General features: G+C 67.4%; 15 protein-coding genes. 4 read left to right on the top strand and 11 right to left on the bottom strand.

Annotation, left to right across the window (positions count from 1 at the left end):
• Nucleotides 1-414: 414 nt before the first annotated feature.
• The gene (locus WS61_RS22175) at nucleotides 415-852 is read left to right on the top strand and encodes an ATPase (protein WP_257127328.1); all 438 of its coding nucleotides are present in this window, start codon (nucleotides 415-417) and stop codon (nucleotides 850-852) included.
• 152 nt (nucleotides 853-1,004) lie between these two features.
• Here WS61_RS22175 and WS61_RS22170 read toward each other — a convergent pair whose 3' ends face one another.
• The 9 genes from WS61_RS22170 to WS61_RS22135 form a co-directional block, all read right to left on the bottom strand.
• Nucleotides 1,005-1,682 carry a DUF429 domain-containing protein gene (locus tag WS61_RS22170; RefSeq protein ID WP_059503468.1) on the bottom strand — a complete coding sequence of 226 codons (678 nt, stop codon included), beginning with the start codon at nucleotides 1,680-1,682 and terminating at the stop codon, nucleotides 1,005-1,007.
• Nucleotides 1,683-1,691: 9 nt separating this feature from the next.
• Nucleotides 1,692-2,216, bottom strand: a complete 525-nt coding sequence (locus WS61_RS22165) for an HD domain-containing protein (protein WP_027786250.1) — start codon at nucleotides 2,214-2,216, stop codon at nucleotides 1,692-1,694.
• Between the two features lie 135 nt (nucleotides 2,217-2,351).
• Nucleotides 2,352-5,822, bottom strand: coding sequence for a YhaN family protein (locus tag WS61_RS22160; protein ID WP_059503466.1), 3,471 nt, complete (start codon nucleotides 5,820-5,822; stop codon nucleotides 2,352-2,354).
• 3 nt (nucleotides 5,823-5,825) lie between these two features.
• On the bottom strand, nucleotides 5,826-7,076 hold the full coding sequence (locus tag WS61_RS22155) for a DNA repair exonuclease (protein ID WP_059503464.1): 1,251 nt from the start codon (nucleotides 7,074-7,076) through the stop codon (nucleotides 5,826-5,828).
• A gap of 645 nt (nucleotides 7,077-7,721) precedes the next feature.
• Nucleotides 7,722-8,849 carry a DJ-1/PfpI family protein gene (locus tag WS61_RS22150; RefSeq protein WP_059503462.1) on the bottom strand — a complete coding sequence of 376 codons (1,128 nt, stop codon included), beginning with the start codon at nucleotides 8,847-8,849 and terminating at the stop codon, nucleotides 7,722-7,724.
• Nucleotides 8,850-9,549: 700 nt separating this feature from the next.
• Complete coding sequence (locus WS61_RS34985) at nucleotides 9,550-9,816, bottom strand: hypothetical protein (RefSeq protein ID WP_157692768.1); 267 nt, start codon at nucleotides 9,814-9,816, stop codon at nucleotides 9,550-9,552.
• 82 nt (nucleotides 9,817-9,898) lie between these two features.
• The gene (locus WS61_RS22145) at nucleotides 9,899-10,441 is read right to left on the bottom strand and encodes a hypothetical protein (protein ID WP_059503460.1); all 543 of its coding nucleotides are present in this window, start codon (nucleotides 10,439-10,441) and stop codon (nucleotides 9,899-9,901) included.
• Between the two features lie 445 nt (nucleotides 10,442-10,886).
• Entirely contained in the window at nucleotides 10,887-12,872 is a 1,986-nt protein-coding gene (locus WS61_RS22140) for a gamma-glutamyltransferase family protein (RefSeq protein WP_059503457.1), read from the bottom strand.
• Between the two features lie 229 nt (nucleotides 12,873-13,101).
• Nucleotides 13,102-14,058 (bottom strand): LysR family transcriptional regulator, encoded by a 957-nt coding sequence (locus WS61_RS22135; RefSeq protein WP_059503455.1) that lies wholly within the window; start codon nucleotides 14,056-14,058, stop codon nucleotides 13,102-13,104.
• A gap of 102 nt (nucleotides 14,059-14,160) precedes the next feature.
• Between WS61_RS22135 and WS61_RS22130 the strand changes: the two genes are divergently transcribed.
• From WS61_RS22130 to WS61_RS22120, 3 genes are all read left to right on the top strand, one after another.
• A complete protein-coding gene (locus WS61_RS22130; RefSeq protein WP_059503454.1) occupies nucleotides 14,161-15,285 on the top strand; it encodes an aryl-sulfate sulfotransferase in 1,125 nt (374 codons plus the stop codon).
• Nucleotides 15,286-15,343: 58 nt separating this feature from the next.
• A complete protein-coding gene (locus WS61_RS22125; RefSeq protein ID WP_059503452.1) occupies nucleotides 15,344-16,699 on the top strand; it encodes a uracil-xanthine permease family protein in 1,356 nt (451 codons plus the stop codon).
• Nucleotides 16,700-16,875: 176 nt separating this feature from the next.
• Nucleotides 16,876-17,808, top strand: coding sequence for a tyrosine-type recombinase/integrase (locus WS61_RS22120; protein WP_059503451.1), 933 nt, complete (start codon nucleotides 16,876-16,878; stop codon nucleotides 17,806-17,808).
• Nucleotides 17,809-17,847: 39 nt separating this feature from the next.
• Here WS61_RS22120 and WS61_RS22115 read toward each other — a convergent pair whose 3' ends face one another.
• The gene (locus tag WS61_RS22115) at nucleotides 17,848-18,327 is read right to left on the bottom strand and encodes an RES family NAD+ phosphorylase (RefSeq protein WP_059503449.1); all 480 of its coding nucleotides are present in this window, start codon (nucleotides 18,325-18,327) and stop codon (nucleotides 17,848-17,850) included.
• Nucleotides 18,324-18,779 (bottom strand): antitoxin Xre/MbcA/ParS toxin-binding domain-containing protein, encoded by a 456-nt coding sequence (locus tag WS61_RS22110; RefSeq protein WP_059503447.1) that lies wholly within the window; start codon nucleotides 18,777-18,779, stop codon nucleotides 18,324-18,326. Before WS61_RS22110 ends, WS61_RS22115 begins: the two co-directional genes overlap by 4 nt.
• Between the last annotated feature and the right edge of the window lie 118 nt (nucleotides 18,780-18,897).

Here is an 18,897-nt window from a genome sequence, read left to right as displayed (position 1 = left end):
AGCAGAGAAGCGAGATTATGAACCGTGTTTCGCAGCGCGTCAACAACTTTCTGCACGACATCGTTGCGACTGCGGGGGTCATCTTCCTGCGCCGTCGGGGCTCGCTACTTCCGAACCTCAACAGCACCGCTTCCCTCTCTCCCGCGCCGCGTTTCCGTTAGCGCGAAAGAGGCGTGATTCTATGCATCCGCCCCCGTCCGTGCAAGCTCTTTGTGAAGAAAGTTTGAAAAAGCCCCCGTGCGCTATCGCGCACGGGGGCTTTGGGTTCGACGAGCCGTAAATCGCAACGCGTGCCACCCTCCAAAAATATGACGAACACGTCTTCCCCCTGTATTACAGGTGGACGCGGAACGCGCAAGGAACCTGGCGCGGTCGAGTATCATGCCGCGACCGAACCACGCATTCATATCGATGATGGACAGCACGACTCAACCCGGCGACACCGACCTTCGCGACGAATATGCCGCCCTGCGCGAACGCGCGATGCGGCTGGAAGAACAGGTCCCGCCGCTTCTGCAACGCATCTCGGATATGCTGCCGCGCATCAGCGGCGAATCCGAACTGGCGGACGCGCATCGCGAGCGGCTCGTCGGCGCGCGCAATGCGGCGCTGGTCTCGATCGAAAATTATCAGCAGTCGATTCCATTCCTGCAGACGGCCGACTCGATCATCGAGCAGTTGGACAAGGCGCCCGAGCGCGATGAAGACATCGAGTGGCGGGAATCGCTGCTGCAACGCCTGGACGAGCTGATCGACGTCGCGGTCGTGATGATCGACGATGCGGACAGCTACTTCGAGCATGCACAGGCATGTGACCTGTCCAGCGTGCCGAAATCCATCCTCGAGGATTGAACAGGCTTCCTCGAATCGCGCGGTGCACCGGCCTCGCGTCGTATCCGACGACAACCGCTAGCTGACAATCTTCGTTCCCGCGCCGGCCGCCTCCTCCCCACCCGAAGCGGCCACCCTGCAACCGCCACCACGCGCAGAGCCGGACATCGCTCCTACGGCGAATCCAGCACGATCGTCTCGCTCATCATCGGCACACGGATGTATCCGCCCGCCGCATCGCCATACGCATGCGCGTTCCCGTCGATCACGTACTGCGCCGTCAACGCGCACAGGGTCGCGTCTCGCGCATCGACGGAGCGCAGCATCGATACGTCGATTCCCAACCGCTCCAGCAATTGCCGGCGCTGATTGCGCTTCTGCTTCGCCGATGCCACGGCCTTGCCCAGCATCGCGCAGGTAATCGCATATGGATAGGTCTCGAAGCTCGCACGTCCGCCCGCATAACGCGCGTCGGTCAGCAACGGATAAGCGTCCGCGAGCGCGCGGTAGACGCGCTCTCCCATGAACATCCAGTCGAAGAAGCCCGACGTGCTCGCGATGGCCTGCTCGCGCGACGGTGTCGGGAAGCACGAGATCCGTTCACGCGCGAGCGCCTGTTCGGCCGCGCGGCGGCCGCTCCCCGCCCACCACAGGCTCGGTGCGTCGACGCCAATGGCCACGACGTCATGGGCGAGACATAGTGAAGGCAGCGATTCGGGCGCGATCCGCGCTTCCCGGCAGACGACCGTCGAGCCACGCAGGATCACGAGATCGCACAGCTTCCTGTCGCCGCCGACATCGACACCCGCCACGGCGGCCGGTTCTTGCGCGGCGGATCGGGCCGATCGCATGTGCGTGCCTCAGTCAGCCGGCCGTGCGGCGTACGCGGTGTCGAAGATCGCCTCGAGACCGGGATGGACACCGCGCATCGGGTCGACGACCGATTTCGCCCAGTCGAAATACGCCTGCTTGCGTTCGAGCGGCCAGTCCGCAGGCGGATGCCGGGCGATGTCGCGCAGGTTGCAGATCTTGTCGGCCAGCTTCACGAGCTTCGCGCGCCGGCTGATGGTGGCCGCGTGCTCGACTTGCAGACGCTTGCGCTCGTCCTTCGGCAGCGACTTGTCGTCGGTAACTTCCATCACGATGTCCGCCACGTCCTTGCCGAACAGCCGCAGCAACTCCTGCTCGGTCGTCTCCGTATCCTCGACCGTATCGTGCAACACGGCCGCGACGATCACGCGTTCGTCCTCGACGCCGGCCTCGTTGGCCAGCACGTCGGCGAGCGCGATCGGATGATTGATGTACGGCGACGCCTCTTCGTCCTTGCGCCGTTGATTGCGATGCTTGTCCGCCGCGAATGCAATCGCGGCTACCAGCTTCTTCATATTCACCCCTCGTGTGGCCAGACCCGCGACCGCCGAACCGGCCGCGTGCGTTTCGGAACCGCTCATACTACCTGTACGCGATGACCCTTCCCGTGCGCCGGCACCCCGGCGTACTCCGCCGCGTCACGCGCCGCATCACGCGCCGACCGGCGCGCGCTGCAACTCGACCACGTTGACGCGCGCGCCGAAGACGTCCTTCACGAGCGGCAGCAGGTGGTCGTGGTGCGTCAGAAACAGCACCTGGGTGCGCGTCGACAGATCGCGCAGCGCATCGAGCCCCGCCTTCGCGCGCGCGTCGTCGAAATTGATGAACAGGTCGTCGGCGACGAACGGCAGCGCCGTGCGGCTGCCGAGCTGCAACTCCAGCGCCGCGATCCGCAGCGCGAGGAACAACTGATCGCGCGTCCCTTCGCTCAGCCCGGCGACCTCGACCGACGTTCCCCTGGTACGCCGTGCATACAGCGCGGGCGGCGTCCGTTCGGTATCGACGGTCAGCTTCGCGAATTCGCCCAGCGTGAGTCCGGCGAAAATCTCGCCCGCGCGCCGCAGCATCGGCCCCTGCTTCTGGTCGCGGTAGCGATCCGTCGCCCACTTCAGCAAGCGGCTCGCCGTGGCCGCTTCCAGATACTGTTCGGCCGCATCGCCCATCGCCGCAAGCGCCTCTTGCCGTTTCGACTCGGCGACGGCCGCGTTCGCCTGGCCGTCGATCGCGCCGAATGCCTGATCGGCCACGACCTGCTGCTGCGCCAGCTCGTTCAACCGCTTGCCGATATCGCCCAGCGACTGCTTTACCGCTTCGAGATGCGCCGGCACGTCGGCAATGTCCTGTTCCGCCACCTCGGCCTCGACGGCGGACCGGGAAAGCCCGTCTCCGTCTCGCACCAGCGCCTCGTGCGCGGCATCGACCGCCTGTCGAAGCTGGCGCTGACGATCCGAGCGCTCGGCCAGCGGCAGCGCCGCGTCGATCGATGCGACGCCGGCCAGTTGCAACAGCGGCTGGATGCGCGCATCGGCGCCGGCCACCGCGGCAGCCGCGTCCGCAACCTTGCCGTCGGCCTGCCGCACGGCCTCGTCGGCCCGCTCGATCGCGCGCGCGATTTCCCGGGCGGCCGCGAGGCGCATCGTCAGCCGGCGCGCCACGTCCGGCCAGTCGCCGCTCGCCAGCCACTCCGGCGCGAGCGCTTCGGCGAGCCGCCTCGCGCCGGCCTCGAGCGCGGCCAGCTCCGCGCGGATCGCGGCGATCCGGTTGCGCGGCGCGTCGGCATCGGCCAGTTCGGCCGTCACCGTATTCGCGAGCCCGAGCGCACCTTCCGCCGCGGCCAGCGTCGTCGCGCTCGCGGACAGTTTCGCGTCGGCCAGCGCGTCGCGCCATTGCGCTTGCCACGCGTCGTAAGCCGCTTGCGCATGGCCGACCCGCGACTGTGCGATCGCGCATCCGCGTTCGGCTTCCCGCGCGCGATCGTCGAGGCTGTCCTTCTGTGCAGCCGCCTTCTCGGCCGACTGCACGAACGTCTCTGCAACGGCGACGAGCGCGGCCAGCCCGTCCGATTCGCCGCCCCGCGATACCGTCAGCAGCGCCGCACGCAGCGCGGCTTCGGCGCCGGCGCGGGCAGCGCGCATCGCGTCGAATTCGCGACGCTGACGATCGAGATCGACCTGGGCGGCGAACACCGTGTCGCGCTTCACGAGCCAGTCCCCCATCGCCGCCAGCGGCATGCCGGGCACCGCGGCCGCCGTCGCGAGCGCGGCCCAGGCGTCGCGATGTGCGGCGAGCTCGCGCTCACGTTCGTCCAGCGCGGCCTGCCGGCGCGTCACGCCCGCACGCGCGGATTCGACCTGCTGACGCAAGGATTGCAGCGTCGCGGCGGCCTGGGTCGCACCGAGTTGCGCATCGACGAGCTCGTCGACGAGGCGAATCGCGTCGTCGAGCGCCGGTGCGCCCGTGGCGAGATCGACGGCGCCGTTGCGGATATCGCCCCACGCGCCATCGCGACGCGCACGCGCCGCCAGCACGTCGGCGGTCGTGACGACCTTGTGGTTCTCCGCGAAATGCTTTTCTTGCAATTCGAGGCGTTCGAGCTCTTCGAGCGCACCGTCGCGCGCCTCGCGCGCGGCGGCGGCCGCACTGGCACACTCGCTGTCTTCCTTGAGCAACGCGCCGAGCCGCGCCGCCGACGGCACGTCGAGCGCACGCAGCGCATCGACCGGCATGCGCCACTGGCCGAGCGCGTCGAGCGCGCCGGACAGCGTGCGTTCGGCGGCCGCGATTTCGTGCGCCAGCGCCTGCTCGCGCGGGCCGCTGTTGCGAAAGCCCTGCGCATCGGCCAACGCCGCGCGCAATGCTTCCGGCACGTCGACGGTCGACAGGCGCGCCTGTTGTTCCCGGACCTGCGTCAGTTCGCGCGTGCGTTCGTCGAGCGATTCGCGCGCACCGGCAAGCGCCTGGTGCAGCGCGCCATGTTCGCGCAGCAGGTTCGCGACGGTCTTCAGCGACAGCGCCGTCGGCAACGCGGCGCGCAGCGACGCTTCGTCCGTCGGCCAGCCGAGCTGCGCGGCCGCCGACGACGCGGCGGACAGATGCCGCTCGACGTCCGCGCCGAGCAGCAGCAGATCCTGCGCGTGATTCATGCATGCGCCGCGCAGCCGATCGAGCGCCTCGATATCGGCTTCGAGCGCCAGCGTGTCGGCATCCGCGACGATCGCCTCGCGCGCCTGCCGCTTCGCGAGCAGGTCGGCGCGTCGCTCCTCGAGCACCTTCTGCTCGGCCGCGAGATCGCCCTGCGCCTTCAGCAGATCCGCATACGCGGTCGGCGGCAACTCGACGACCGCGCCCAGTTCGGCCAGCGCGGCGTCCTTGACCGTCAGCTCCTTCAGGTACGGCGCGAGCCGTCGCACGCGTTCGAGCTTCGAGCGCAGCGCTTCGAGCCGGCGTTGCTCCGCACGCGCCTGCTCGATCTGCTGCTCGACCGCTTCGCGCGCATCCTTGCGATCGACCCAGTCGCGCGTGCGCACCTGGACCGTCTTCAACTCGGTCACGGCTTCGTTGAACGCCGTTTCGGCCAGCGTAAATGCGCTGCCGCTACGACGCGGCGCCCACAATTCGAGCGCACGCGCGTCGAGTTCCTCGCGCACTCGCCCGAGGCTGCCGACGCCGGCAGCCGATTCGAACAGCACCTGGCCGAGCTTGTCCGATGCGTCGAGAATGCTGCGACCGCCATCGACCAGCCGCCCGTGATCGAGCCCGAACATCTGCTCGAAGAATTCGCGCGTCGCGCCGTCGAGGATCGCCGTCAGATAGTCGTCGGGCAGCTTGTCGTCGGCCGGCGTGCGCAACGAACTGCGCCCGCGCGCACGGTGGAACGCGAGCTCGCCCGTGCCGCTCTCCAGCACGCCGCCGATCCGCAACTCGGGCGTGCTGTGCAGGAAATCGAGCGGCGTCTGCAGCTTCATGCCGAACAGCAACTCGGACACGGCCGTGCGGATCGTCGACTTGCCGGCCTCGTTCGGCCCGACGATCACATGGAAATCCTCGCGGGCCGACGGGAAACGCAGCGTCTCGTCGGTGAACTTGCCGTACTTGATCAGATCGAGCTGGCCGATGCGCATCGCTTACTCCCCCCTCGCCAGCCGTGCCAGCAACGCGGGCCCGACCTGCTCGACCAGCGCCGTCAGCTCGCCCGCACGCGCCATCGTCAGCAACGGCACGTCCTCCTTCACGTCGCTGCGGACCTTGCCGACGAACGGCTTCAGGTCGCGTTCGAGCAGCGCGAGGAAATCCGGATCGCGCGCGGCGTCGGCCAGAATCTGCTTCAGATCCTCCAGCGCCTCGAGCGGTTCGCTTTCGCCCGGCTGCCGATCGGCGGCGGACGTCGCGAGCCGGACCTTCTCGAGCCACAGCCGCTCGTTGCCGATGATGCCGATCTGGTTCAGCACCTCCGCACGCAACTGCGGCGCGCGGCCGAAAAAGAGACCGTGCGCGGACGTGCGCCCGGTGACGGTGACGCGCACCGCGCGCGGCACGTGGCCGTCGACGGTCAACAGCGCCTCCAGCGACTGACCGATCTTTCTCGACAGATCCGCAACCGACTCGCAATCGGACGCATCGACTGACACGGCTTCCCAGCGCAGCACGTCGAGATACAGGCGCTCGACCTGTGTCTTGCCTTGCTCGACCATCACGAGTACCGCGCCGCGCCGGCCCGTCTCGCGGATATGGCGCCCCTGCAGGTTGCCGGGAAACACGACGGTGGACGCGCCCGTCCATTGCTGGAATTCGTGCACGTGGCCGAGGGCCCAGTAGTCGTAGCCTTTCGCGTGCAGTTCGGCCAGCGTGCACGGTGCGTAGTTCGCATGCGCCGCATACCCTTCGAGCGCCGTGTGCAGCACACCGATGTTGTAATAGCCGGGCACCGGATCCGGATAGCCGATCGCGAGATTGTCGACGACGGCCTTGTCCTTGAAGCTCTGCCCGTGCAGCGCGACGTCGAATTCCGGCAGCCTGAAGGTTTCCGGCTTGCGGTGGCCGAACACGGTGACGTTGTCGGGCAGCGTCAGCTTCTTCGTCATCTCGCTTTCGGCATCGTGATTGCCGCCGAGCACGAACGCGCGGATGCCGGCCTTGCGCAGGCGGCCCATCTGCTGGCCGAAGAAGATGCCTGTGTTGTGATCCTTCCAGTCGCCGTCGTACAGGTCGCCTGCGATCACGAGGAACGCGACTTCCTCTTCGATCGCACGATCCACGAGTTGCCGCAGCGCCTCGCGCGACGCGTTGCGCAACTGCGCGGCCGGCGCGTCGGGATAGGCGCTCAGGCCGTGCAACGGGCTGTCAAGGTGAATGTCTGCCGCGTGGATGAACTTCACGAAGGTTCCTCTGTTTCATGACGAAGGGGCGATGCCGCTCGCGCGGGCCCGTGCCGTCAAGCGTCGTCCCAGGAGCCGCCGGGCTTGCCGCCGCACTTGCGACATGCGTCGGACCGGGTCGCGCTGCCCGCTGCAAGCGGGTCGGGATGGTACCTGAAAGCGGGTAACGACATGCGTTCTCCGTCGGTCCGGATGGCGGGGAAGCACGCGATACCGATGCGAACCGACATTGTGCCGCAGCAGGCATGCGTGACAGCGAAACGGAGCCGGCCGGCGTTGTCATCGCGACAGCCGGCTATCGGGAGCGCTGCTATTTAAGCATGACGTGCGGGCAATGGGTACGGGACGCCTCCCGATCCGGAGATCCGGACCAGAGTTCGCAAATCACCATTTCCACGATGTCGCGAGGTGCCGCATGGCGATCATGCTCGCGAGCCTCGACGTCATCGGAAAGTAGCAGGACGCGGTCAATCCTTCCTGTCGCGGAGCGCGGCGGAGCGGCGAGCGCGAGGATCGCACAGCGCCCATGCGCGCTCGGAATCTCCGAAGCAGTTACCGAACGACAGGGGCGAGCTCGGCTCCTACGGAGCCGAGCGGAGAACCGACAGGCTCGGGGACGAACCGGGCGACGCTGCGATGCGCAGCTCAGTAACCCGGATACTGCATCTGTAGTGCGACCCACGCGGCCGTGCGCTTGCCGAACTCGGACGCGATCGCATTCAGCGATGCATCGAGCGCATGCAACGGATAGCGCGTGATCGGTGCGGACAACATCCGCGCAGGCGCGTCGACGCCGCCCACGCGGTCCGGAACGATAGTCAACCCGCGCCGGGTGCGCACGGGTTCGCGATTCGCGGCAACCGTGTAGGCGGTGGAGCGGAACGTCGTGGAATAGGCGTCGGCCTCGAGCACGAGCGCAATTTCGTCGACACCCGGCTCGATCGGGATACCGAAATCCTCGTGCGACCAGAACGACACGTAATTGGGTGCGATCGTCGCCATCGTCGACAATCCGAGTTTGAATCGGTCGCTCGCGATCTCGGACGACCATGCAGGCCGTCCGAGTCGCTCGGCGACCTGCAGTGCGCGTTCGTGCCCGGCGAGCGCCTCGACGAGCGCAAGCGATACCGGAATCGTTGCGGTGACACCGGTCGTCGTGACGACCTTGCCATCGGCAACGTAACGCTTGCCGTCGACCCACCGCGTATCGGCAAACTTCTTGCGGAGATCGCTCATCGAGTACCAGTGCCCCGTCGCGCGGCGGCCTTCCAGCAGCCCCGCGCGTGCAACGACCCAGACGCCGTCGCACACGCCGATGATCGTGGCGCCCTTCTTCGCCTGCCCGGCCACCCATGCAAGCAGCGTCGGATCGCTGTCGCGATGCACGGCCGGCACGATCACATAGTCCGCACCCCGGGGCACACGCTCGTCGAACTGAGCAGTGGTTTCGTCCGGAATGACGTTCATCGGTGCCGGGAACATCCGGATCGGGCCCGGTTTCGTCGCAAGTGCGACGAGATCCGCCGCGCCCGATTCGGCGACGATGCCATAGGGGACGACGTAATCGGTCAGCTCGGTAAAATCGTTTTCGCCGACGACGGCGACGATCGGGCGCGTGCGCCCGAATCGCGGCTGATAGGCGGGCAGTCGGTCCGCGCGTGCCGCTGCGGGCGCCGGCGCTGCGCTCGCCGGCCCCGCATGGGCCATGTTCGCGATACCCGATGCAAACGGCGCGAGCAGCAACATCATCCAGTACAGCATGACTTTTCGCATTGAAGCGTCTCCGGTGAATGAAACTCACCCAGTAATCAGGCAGGGCGTCCGTGTCGGTCGTCGCGACGCCGCTCCTGCCGGCAATACGACGTTGAATGTCACGCCGTCGTCGCGCTGCGCGTCGCTGACCTTCAACGTGATCGTCGGAAGGAGCCTGCCGAACGCCTCGTGCAGGTCGACTTGAACATTGACGTGCCGCGATCAGCGCCGACGTGTCCGAGCAACGCGACCGCATCGCGCATTGCCGATAGCGGTACGCGATCCGACTCTGCAAACGCGACAGTGCCCGTGCGGGTGGGGCGGGAGGCCGGCGACACGTTCAATCGCCGCGGATGCCTCGTGCCATGCAGCGAATTCATCACGAGATCTTTTCTTCCGGACTTCGGACTTCGGACTTCGGACTTCGGACTTCGGACTTCGGACTTCGGACTTCGGACTTCGGACTTCACGGCAAAAAAGAATCGATAATTGATTCGATTTTTATTAAAAATATTCCGATCATTTCGCCATTCTAATCGAATAAAATAAAAGAATATCACATCATCGCCAACGCGAAGCGCAAGATGGCTCGCAACCGCCGCCGATCAGATAATCAGCACTTCGATAACGAAAATGCCGTGTTCCGCCTGCGATTCATCAGGCGCGGGCCGATGAGTTCAGCAATTTCGACGGGATCTCCCACGCCGGCATAGCCTGCTTCTCAGTCGGTACTCATGGTCACGGGAAAGCGCGCGCAGTTGACACACATCAAACAGGGGCACTGCCATTTGACGACATCTTCAACATCAATGGCGCGACTGACAGAGAAAATAAAAAACCGCTCGTATTTATAAACCAACCCGCACTTTCCCCGGCCCGAAAGTCGTCTCCTCTCGGCATCCAGCTCAGTCGCCCAGATGCCTGTTACTTTTGCGATCCTAATCAATATCGATAAATCGCTTTCCCGTGTTTCGACTTGAGACTCCATGCGCGACGTATCGCGTTCCCCAATAGAAAAAGCCCGGCCCGCATCGAAGCGGGCCGGGCCGTGACGGGATCCGTGCTGCTCGTTACAGCGCGCCGCCTTGCGCCGACGCCGAACCCTTCACGCCGACCGATGCGCCACCCTGCACCGAGTTCGTCGCGCCTTCGAGCGCCTCGCCGGCCTTCGCCTTCGCGCCACCCGCGACGTCGCCCGCGGTCGACATCGCGCCTTGTGCATGGCTCTTCGCCGAGCCCGCGACGTGCTTCACGTGCGACTTCGTCGCGTGCACGGCCGATGCCGCCGCATCCTTCGTCGCACCGGCCGCCGAACCGACCGCCTGCGTCGCGCCGCCCACTGCCGTGCTGGCTGCCGAGCCCACGCCGCCGACCGTCTTGCCGACGCCGTTCAGCGCGCCGCCGACGACATTGCCCGCGCCCGAACCCGAACCCGCCGCATTCGCGCCGGCGCCAGCCTGCACGCCCACGCCGCCGCCGAGCAGCGGCGTCTGGACCTGGGCGCCGATGCCTGCGGAACCCTGGGCACCGGTCTGAGCCGTCTGTGCAAATGCAGCCGACGTCGCCAGCGCCGTCAGAGCGGCACCCAGCAGAATCGTACGAATCTTGTTCATGGTCATTCTCCCCAAAGACGTTGTTGCTGCGGGCCGCCTTCGTGCGGCTTGTCGCATGCCTCGCCGCGACATGCGGCAGGTGGGGCTAATGTAGCGGCGCCGGCGCGCAAAACGATCGATTTGCGGGGACTGTTACTTCCGTTGCAAATGCTGACGATTGACTCACACTGTTTGACAATCGGGGGCTTGCGGCGAGGCGAACGCCGTATTTGACGACGGACGGGCTTGAATCGCGAATCGCGGCGACCGGCTGCTTCACGCCGGCGATTCGCCCGATCGACAGGTATCCGGGAAGGCGATCGACGCAACGGCCGGCCGACGAGCCGGCCGCTTTTATCTGCATTCCAAAGGATGCGCGTTGCCCGGCCGTCGATGCGGCCTGATCATGACGCACGACCCCGGCCGCCGCCGGCAAGCGGACCGGGGGCGCACGCACGCCACCCGATTACGGCCGGAACGTATCGCCGAGCACGACGCCTTCGCGACGCGGATCGGTACCGCCCTGCAACGCCGGCGACTGGCCGACCATTACGCGCATCACCGTGTTGACGCCACTCGCCTGAGCGGACGTCGACACCTTGTGCCCGAGCGCGAGCAGCCCCGTGATCAGCGGATCGTTCGCGCCGTTGTTCGCCGTGTTGACGTTCGGGTGCTCGCCGCCGATCGTGGTCGTCGGGCTGTTGCTCGCGCCGAAATCGACGAGCCCTGCCGACTGCTGCGCGTCGAGCCCCCAGTCGAGCGCGCCGACCAGCGTCTTGACCACGTATTGCGGAATCGTGCCGCCGCCCGGCGAACCGGTCGCCATCACGAAGTCGCCGCGCGAGCCGTCGGCGGCCTGCCCGAACACGATCGTCGGCGCCATCGAGCTGCGCGGCCGCTTGCCCGGCTGCAGCCGGTTGGCCACCGGATTGCCGGACGTGTCGAGCGGGTTCGCGGAAAAGTCGGTCAACTGGTTGTTCAGCAGGAAGCCGTTGGTCATGTGGAACGAGCCCATGCTCGACTCGACCGTCGTCGTCGCGCTCAGCACGTTGCCGTCGCCGTCCACGATCGTGAACTGGTTCGTGCCGTGCTCGATCAGCGTCGTGTCGACGCCGAGCGGCACCGCACCGAGATTGCCGGGCTGCGCGGTGCCCATGCTTTTGGTCGGGTCGATCAGCGCCGCGCGCGATTTCAGGTACGGCTTGTTCAGCAGCGTGTCCCACGTGCCGCCCGGCAGCGGCACGAAGTCGGTATCGGCCACATACTTGTCGCGGTCGGCATAGGCGAGCCGTTCGGCCTCGGTGACGAGGTGGACGCCCGCGACCGTCGGCTTGCCGCCTTCGAGATCGATCGCCGTCGGCTTCAGCGACTTCAGGTCGTAATTCTCGAGAATGCCGAGCGCCGATGCGACCGCGATGCCGCCCGACGACGGCGGCGGCATCCCGCACACCCAGTAACTGCGATAAGTCGTGCACACCGGTTCGCGACGCTTCGCCTGATAGGCGGCGAGATCCGCGACGGTCGTCTTGCCCGGCGTGAGCGTCGAGCCGTCCGCGCCCTTCGTCGCCGCGATCTTCGCGACGATGTCCTGCGCGATCTGCCCCGTGTACAGCGCGTTCGCGCCCGACTGCGCCATCAGCGACAGCGTGCGCGCGTAGGCGGGATTCTTCAGTACGGTGCCGAGCGTCTTCGGTGAACCGTCGGCGTTCAGGAAATACGCGGCCGCTTCGGGGTCCCGCTTCAGGTTCGCGGCGTTCGCCGCGATCGCGTCGGCCAGCCGGCCGCCGATCGGGAACCCGTTGGTCGCCAGCGTGATCGCGTCGCCGAACAGGCTCTGCCACGGCAAGCGGCCGTGATCCTGTTGCAGCGCCTCGATGAGCCGCGGCACGCCGATCGTGCCGATCGAACGGCCGCTCGCGCGCGCGTTCGGCAGCGGCGCCGAATGATCGGTGGCGTCATCGACATAGCGCAGGTAGTTCTCCGTCGCGGCGGCCGGCGCGGTTTCGCGGCCGTCGTATGCCTGCAGCGTCTTGCCGCGCGCATCGTAATAGAGCAGCACGCCGCCCGACCCGAGGCCCGTGGCCTCGGGGACAGTCAGACCGAGCACGGCCTGCACGGCGACCGCCGCGTCGGCGGCCGTGCCGCCCTTCTTCAGCACCGCGCAACCGGCCGCGCTCGCGTACGCGTTCGACGTGGCCACCAGGTAGGTTTTCGCATAGACGGGCTTCATTCCGGTGCGATAGCCCGACGATGCTTCCGGCAGCGACGGGTCGCCCGGTTGGTTCGAGCCCACCACGACGGTCGCGCCGTTATTGTCGACCGCGAGGCAGCTCGCATCGGTGGAAGGTGTCGTCGTGTGGGCCGCCTCGTTCTCGACGTCACCGCCGCAGGCGGTCAGCAGGGCAGCCGCGAGCAACGCGGACGCATACGGAAAAATCGCTGTTCTGTTCATGGTCTGCCGATGTTCTTGTCGGTCGTTGCGATGGACATCCTGCCGCCTGCAACCCCCTCGGTGCACGGGCGACGCGTTCGATAGTCCCATGAACAAAATTTTTTCCGCAATAAGGAAATCACGTCATGCAACCGGACGTCGTGTGCGCGACGTCACCGAACCGGCATGCGGGGTTGCTTGCTGCATTGCATCGCATTCCGATACGCCGATGCGGCTCGCATTGCGACCGTTACCTTGTCGCCCGACGACGCGTGGCGGCCGGTCGCCCGACACGTGCGAACCCGTGCTCCATCGCGTCGATCGCCTCGGAAAAGAACGCGAGAAACATCGTCATCGCGACCGTCGCGCTCGTGTCCGCCCGCTGGTAGATGCAACTGAACGAGCGCGCGCCCGCATCGGCCAGCGGCGTCCAGGCGAGCCGACCGGCGGCCACGTCGTCCGCGACGTTTTCCGCGATCAGGAAACCGACGCCGGCTCCTGCGGCCACGAGGCGCCGCACCATCGACACCGAACCGGTTTCGACCAGCGGCCGTGGGCTGCGCGGCTGCCGCGCATCGATCTGGTCGAACATCGCGCGCAACTCCGTGTCGGGCGTCATCAGGATCAGCGGATGCGCGAAGCAGTCGCGCATCCGCACCTTGCCGCCCGTCGACGCCAGCGGATGGCCGGGCGCCGTGACGACACCCAGCGGCTGCGCGAACGCGCGCACCTCGACGACGCCCGCCGCGCTGCGCCGGCGCAGCGCATAACCGATGTCGACCTCGCCCGTCTCGACCCAGCGCACGATGCTCTCGCCGTTTCCCGAGCGCACGCTGTACGTGACGCCCGGGTAACGCTGCATCGCGGCGAGAATCGCGTCGGGCACGAGCCTTTCCGCCGTCGAGGCAGGCACCGCGAGATTCACGTGCCCGCGCCGCAGCGCGCGCAGATCCTCGACCTGCGTCAGCGCGTTGTCGAAATCGCGCTGGCCGCGCCGCACGGCCGCGATCACGATCTCGCCGGCGAGCGTCAGCTGCATGCCGCGCGGCAGCCGGTCGAACAGCGGCACGCCGACCTGCGCTTCGAGATTGCGGATCTGCTGGTGAACCGCCGCGGCGGTCAGGTGCAGCGCATCGGCCGCCTTGCGAATCGAGCCGCGCCGCGCGACTTCGTCGAAACAACGGAATGTCTGCGATATCGAACGCATGAAGGCACCGTTAGATTTTTCCGAACAGGCCGTCAAGAATAATCCGATTTTACTGACTGGACGAATCGTCTAGATTCCGCTGCATTCCCGTAGCCGATTCGAATGGAGACCGCAGTGACGACCGTCGACCAGATTACCCAGCGCCGCCGCGGCGTCGGCCTCATCGCCCACGACCCCGCGCTGTCCGCAGGCGGCTATACGCTCATCGCGCCACAGACGGCCGACGGCAACGTCTATCTCGTCGGCATCGACGGCGAGGTCGTCCACCAGTGGAAATTGCCCGTGCGTCCCGGCCGCCACGCGGTCATCCTCGCGAACGGCAATCTGGGCTACAACGGCAATCATCCGCACTCCGAATCGCGCTACGCACCGTGGTCGATGTGGCACGGCGGCGATTTCTACGAGGTCACGCCGCAAGGCGACATCGTGTGGCGCTACGAGGATCCCGCGCATCACCACGATGCGCAGTGGCTGCCGAACGGCAACCTGCTGTACGCCGCGTGCGAACCGGTCGACGCGGCATTCGCGCGGCGCGTGCCGGGCGGCACCGCGCACGGTGACGACGAGGTGATGTACGCGGACGTGATCCGCGAAGTGAACCGCGCCGGCCGCATCGTCTGGGAATGGCATGCACGCGACCATCTGCGGCCGGAGGATTTTCCGATCGCGACAGGTTTCGGTCGCTATCACTGGCCGCTCGTCAACGGTCTCGCGATCGATGCGAACGGCCGCGTGCTGATGAGCCTGCGCACGACGTCGGGGATCGTCGGCGTGAACCGCGCAACCGGCCGCATCGACCTGCGGATCGGGCCCGACGTCGTATCGCACCAGCATGCGCCGGCGCCGCTGCCGAACGGCCATATCCTCGCGTTCGACAACGGCAATTTCCGCCATGGTGCGCACGTCGCGTTCTCGCGCGTCGTGGAAATCGATCCGGCGACGCAGCGGGTCGTGTGGTCGTATGCGGACGACGTCGCGAACCTGTTCTACACGCCGTTCATGGGCAACGCGCAACGCTTGCCGAACGGCAACACGCACATCACCGAATCGTCGACGGGCCGGCTGTTCGAAGTGACGCCGGCCGGCGAGGTCGTCTGGGAATACGTGATCCCGTGGTTCGCCGAATACCCGGACGAAGCGGCGCGCAAGACCGGCCCCGGCCAGTTGAACAGCGTGTTCCAGACGTTCCGCTACAGCGCCGCGCAATTGCCCTGGCTACGGACTTGAGCTTCCGTTCACCGCCGGTTTCCGGCCATCGCCGACGTTCGCTTCCGAGGGGCCTGCCGTGTCGCACGATTCGATCTCCCCGCCCGTCGATGCCCGGCTGCCCGCGTGGCAGCTCGCGCTGTTCGGGCTGCAGCACGTGCTGTCGATGGCCGCGTCGCCGATCACGGCCGTGTTCCTGATCGCGAAAACGCTCGCGCTGCCGGCCGACCTGACGGTTCAGCTGATCGGCGCGACGTTCTTCGCGTGCGGTATCGGCACGCTCGTGCAATCGCTCGGCGCCGGCCCGATCGGTGCACGCATGCCGTTCGTGATGGTGCCCGGCGGCGCACCGACGATGCTGTTCGCGGGCATCGCCGCGCAATCGGGCCTGCCGACCGCGGCAGGCGCGGCGCTGCTCGCCAGCGCGTTCTACTGGGTGCTGCTGCCCGTCTTCACGCGCTGCCTGCGGCTCTTTCCGCGCATCGTCGTCGGCGCGATGTTGTTGCTCGTATCGATCAACCTGATCCGGATCTACGCGGCGATCGTCGTCGGCCAGCCCGGTTCCGCCGACTTCGCGCAGCCGCGCTCACTCGGGCTCGCGCTGGCGACGATCGTCGCCACCGTCGTCGTCGCCGGCGCATTCCGCGGCACGGCCGGACGCCTCGCGGTGCTGATCGGGCTGATGGCCGGCGCGACGCTCGGCTGGGCGCTCGGTGCGATGCCGGCGCTCGGCGACGTCTGGCACGGCCCGCTGTTCACGCATCCGGCGTGGCTGCCGTTCGGGATGCCGCGTTTCGACGCGCTGGCTGCGCTACCGCTGCTGATTTTCACCGCGATCTCGATGGCCGAGGCCACCGCACAGACGGTCGCCGTCGGCGAAACGTGCGGCAAGGCGATCTCGCTCCAGCGCGACGTGCCGAAGACGATACGCGGCGACGCGCTCGCATCGCTGGCCGGCGCGCTGTTCGGCACGCCGCTGATCGTGACGAGCGCCGAGAACATCGGCGTCGTGCAGACGACCGGCGTACGCTCGCGCTACGTGACGGCGGCCGCCGGCGCGATCCTGATCGCCATCGCGCTGTTCGCACCGCTCGCGCGGCTCGCGTATGCGATTCCGGCCGCCGTGGTCGGCGGCACCGCGCTGGTCGTATTCGCGATGATCGGCGTGATGGGCATTCGGCTGCTCGCCAGCGTCGACCTGCACGCGCGCGCGAACCAGTACACGCTCGCGGCCGCCCTGGTGGTCGGCCTCGCGCCGATCCTGGTGCCGAACCTGTATCGCCATTTCGGCGCGCCTGTGCAGATCGTGCTCGGCAACGGCATGGCGGCCGGCACGCTCGCGGCCATCGCGACGCAACTGGCATTCGCCGCGCTCGCACGGCTGAGCGGTCAAGCGCACGCGGCGGCAGTTGCGGCGCCTTCGCGCGACGCGTGAAGGCAGCGGCCCGCTCACGCGGCGCGACGCTCGACGCTGCCGCTGCCTGCCGCCGCTCATGCTCGTCTGCCCGACGACGAATAACGACGGCGTCGACGACACGCCGGCTGGGTCGCGCCGGCCGAGCGGACATCGAGACGATTGCCGGCGTCACCGCGTCCGGCTATAAAGCGGGGATGGACACGGATCGCTGGATTCACGACCCCGTCGGCGCGTTTCGCGTCTGGCAGGAAACCGCCGCGACCGGCGCCGGCCGCCGGCCGTTCGCGCCGCGTTCGGTCGTGCAGCATGTCGCGATGTTCGAGCGATTCCTGCGCCACCTGAACGCACAGCGCGTATCGCTCGCCACGTTCGGGCCCGACCACGTCGCGGCCTTCCTCGCGGAACTCGACCGCACCTGCGTGCCCGGCACGTCGACACGCGTGCGTTATGCGAAGCTGATCGACCGACTGGGCCGGCATCTGGTCGACGCCGGTGTGCGGACGATCCATCCGGCCGGCCGATCGACACGCGATCTCGCATGGCCGGACGGCGAGCCCGAGCCGTGCTACCTGCCGCCCGATGCCGACGCGGCGCTGCAACGCCACGTGCAGCCTCGCGCGGACGACACGCCGGCCGACTGCCGGAATCGCGCGATCGTCGCGCTGCTGCTCGCGAGCGGCATCACGTCGGCCGAAATTCGCGCGATGACAAGCGACGCGCCCGATCTCGACGCGCGACCTGCGGTGTTGTCGGTGCCGCGCGATCGCGCGCGGCCGGCGCGCCGGATCGAGCTCGCCGCGTTCGGGGTGGCGCCGCTCGCCGCATGGCGGGCGCGCTCGGAGCCGCGGCCGTCGGCGCTGCTGTTTCCCGCGCCGCGCGGGGGCGCAATGAACGACATGTTCCTGCTGCTCGTCGTGCGCGAGGCGCTGAACGCGATCGGCTTTCACGCAGCGGACATGAGCCCGCGCGTGCTGCGCAATACGTATGCGCGCCGCCAGCTGCTCGCGGGCCACGCGCATGCCGACGTCACCGCGATGCTCGGTCTCGCCAGCATGCGAACGGTCACGCGCATTCGACAAACGCTGTCGCCCGATGCGGCCGCGGATCGCGCTGCCCACGAGCGCTGAGCGGGTACCGCCGGCGCGAACCGTACGCCTCCCGGTTCGCTACTCGCCAGGCTTCGACTGGACCAGCCGCAGAATTCGCGTGTCGTACGGCGCTTGCATCACTTCCGCGATACGGATGTCGGACGCGGCCGGATGCAGCGGATTCAACAGGAAGTTATGGGCATGCGGCACGACGACGCTTGGCACGCGCAGCAGCGCGCTCGGCTGCGTGTGCAGCCACTCGGTGCCGGCGCTGCGGGTCCAGTCGACGTTCGTTCGCCAGTCCTCCGGCGCATCGCCTTCGGCGATTTCGGCAACGTCCACCGAATCGGGTGCTTCGATACGCAGCAACTGGTATCCGCTCGGCAATTGCGCGACGGTGGCGATTTCGAAATGAACCAGCGTCTCGAGCAACGCGAGCGCCGGATGCTCGGCGAGATACACGACGGGCTGCCCGGCGAAATGCCAGCGCCCGCCGGCCCGCAATCCGCCGATGCCCTTCAGATCGGCGTAATTGCTGATCCGCCACAGTGTCGTCAAGCGAAGTACCCCTCGTCGATCTGCGTGAGGGCCTCTTCGACGAGCCGCGCACCATGCTCGGTGCTCGCCATGTCGAGCGACGTGCGGCCGCCGAAGCGCTGGAGCCCGTTGCGCAGCCACGCCATCGCCTTGTCCTGGTCGCCGAACGTGGCCGACGCCTGCGCGACGATGCGCGCGAGGCGGATCGCCTTGTCCGACTCTTCCGGCGACAGACGTTCGTGCGCCTGGCGACGATGGCTCAGCGTGCGGCGCGGAATGATGAACGCCAGTTCGTCCGATTTCAGCCCGCGCTCGGACAGGCGGTCGATCACCGATACGTCGACGCGCGCGCTCGCCAGCTCGGCCAGATCGGCGCCCGACCGGACGCGGATCGCCAGCAACTGCTCGAGAATCGTGAATTCGGCCTGACGCGGATGAGCGACGCCCGAAGGATGAAAAGCGATGGTGCTCATGACCCGACCTCTCTTTGGCAATTTGCCCAATCATTATAGGCGTTTTGCCGGACGCTTGCGGGCGGTTGAGCGAGGGTCTTGCCAGGCTGGTGGACCCGTATTGGGGGATACGCGAATC

The sequence above is a fragment of the Burkholderia sp. ABCPW 11 genome (assembly GCF_001523445.1).
GTDB lineage: Bacteria > Pseudomonadota > Gammaproteobacteria > Burkholderiales > Burkholderiaceae > Burkholderia.
Note: the sequence above shows the minus strand (reverse complement) of the source record. Positions and strands in the feature narration are given on the sequence as shown.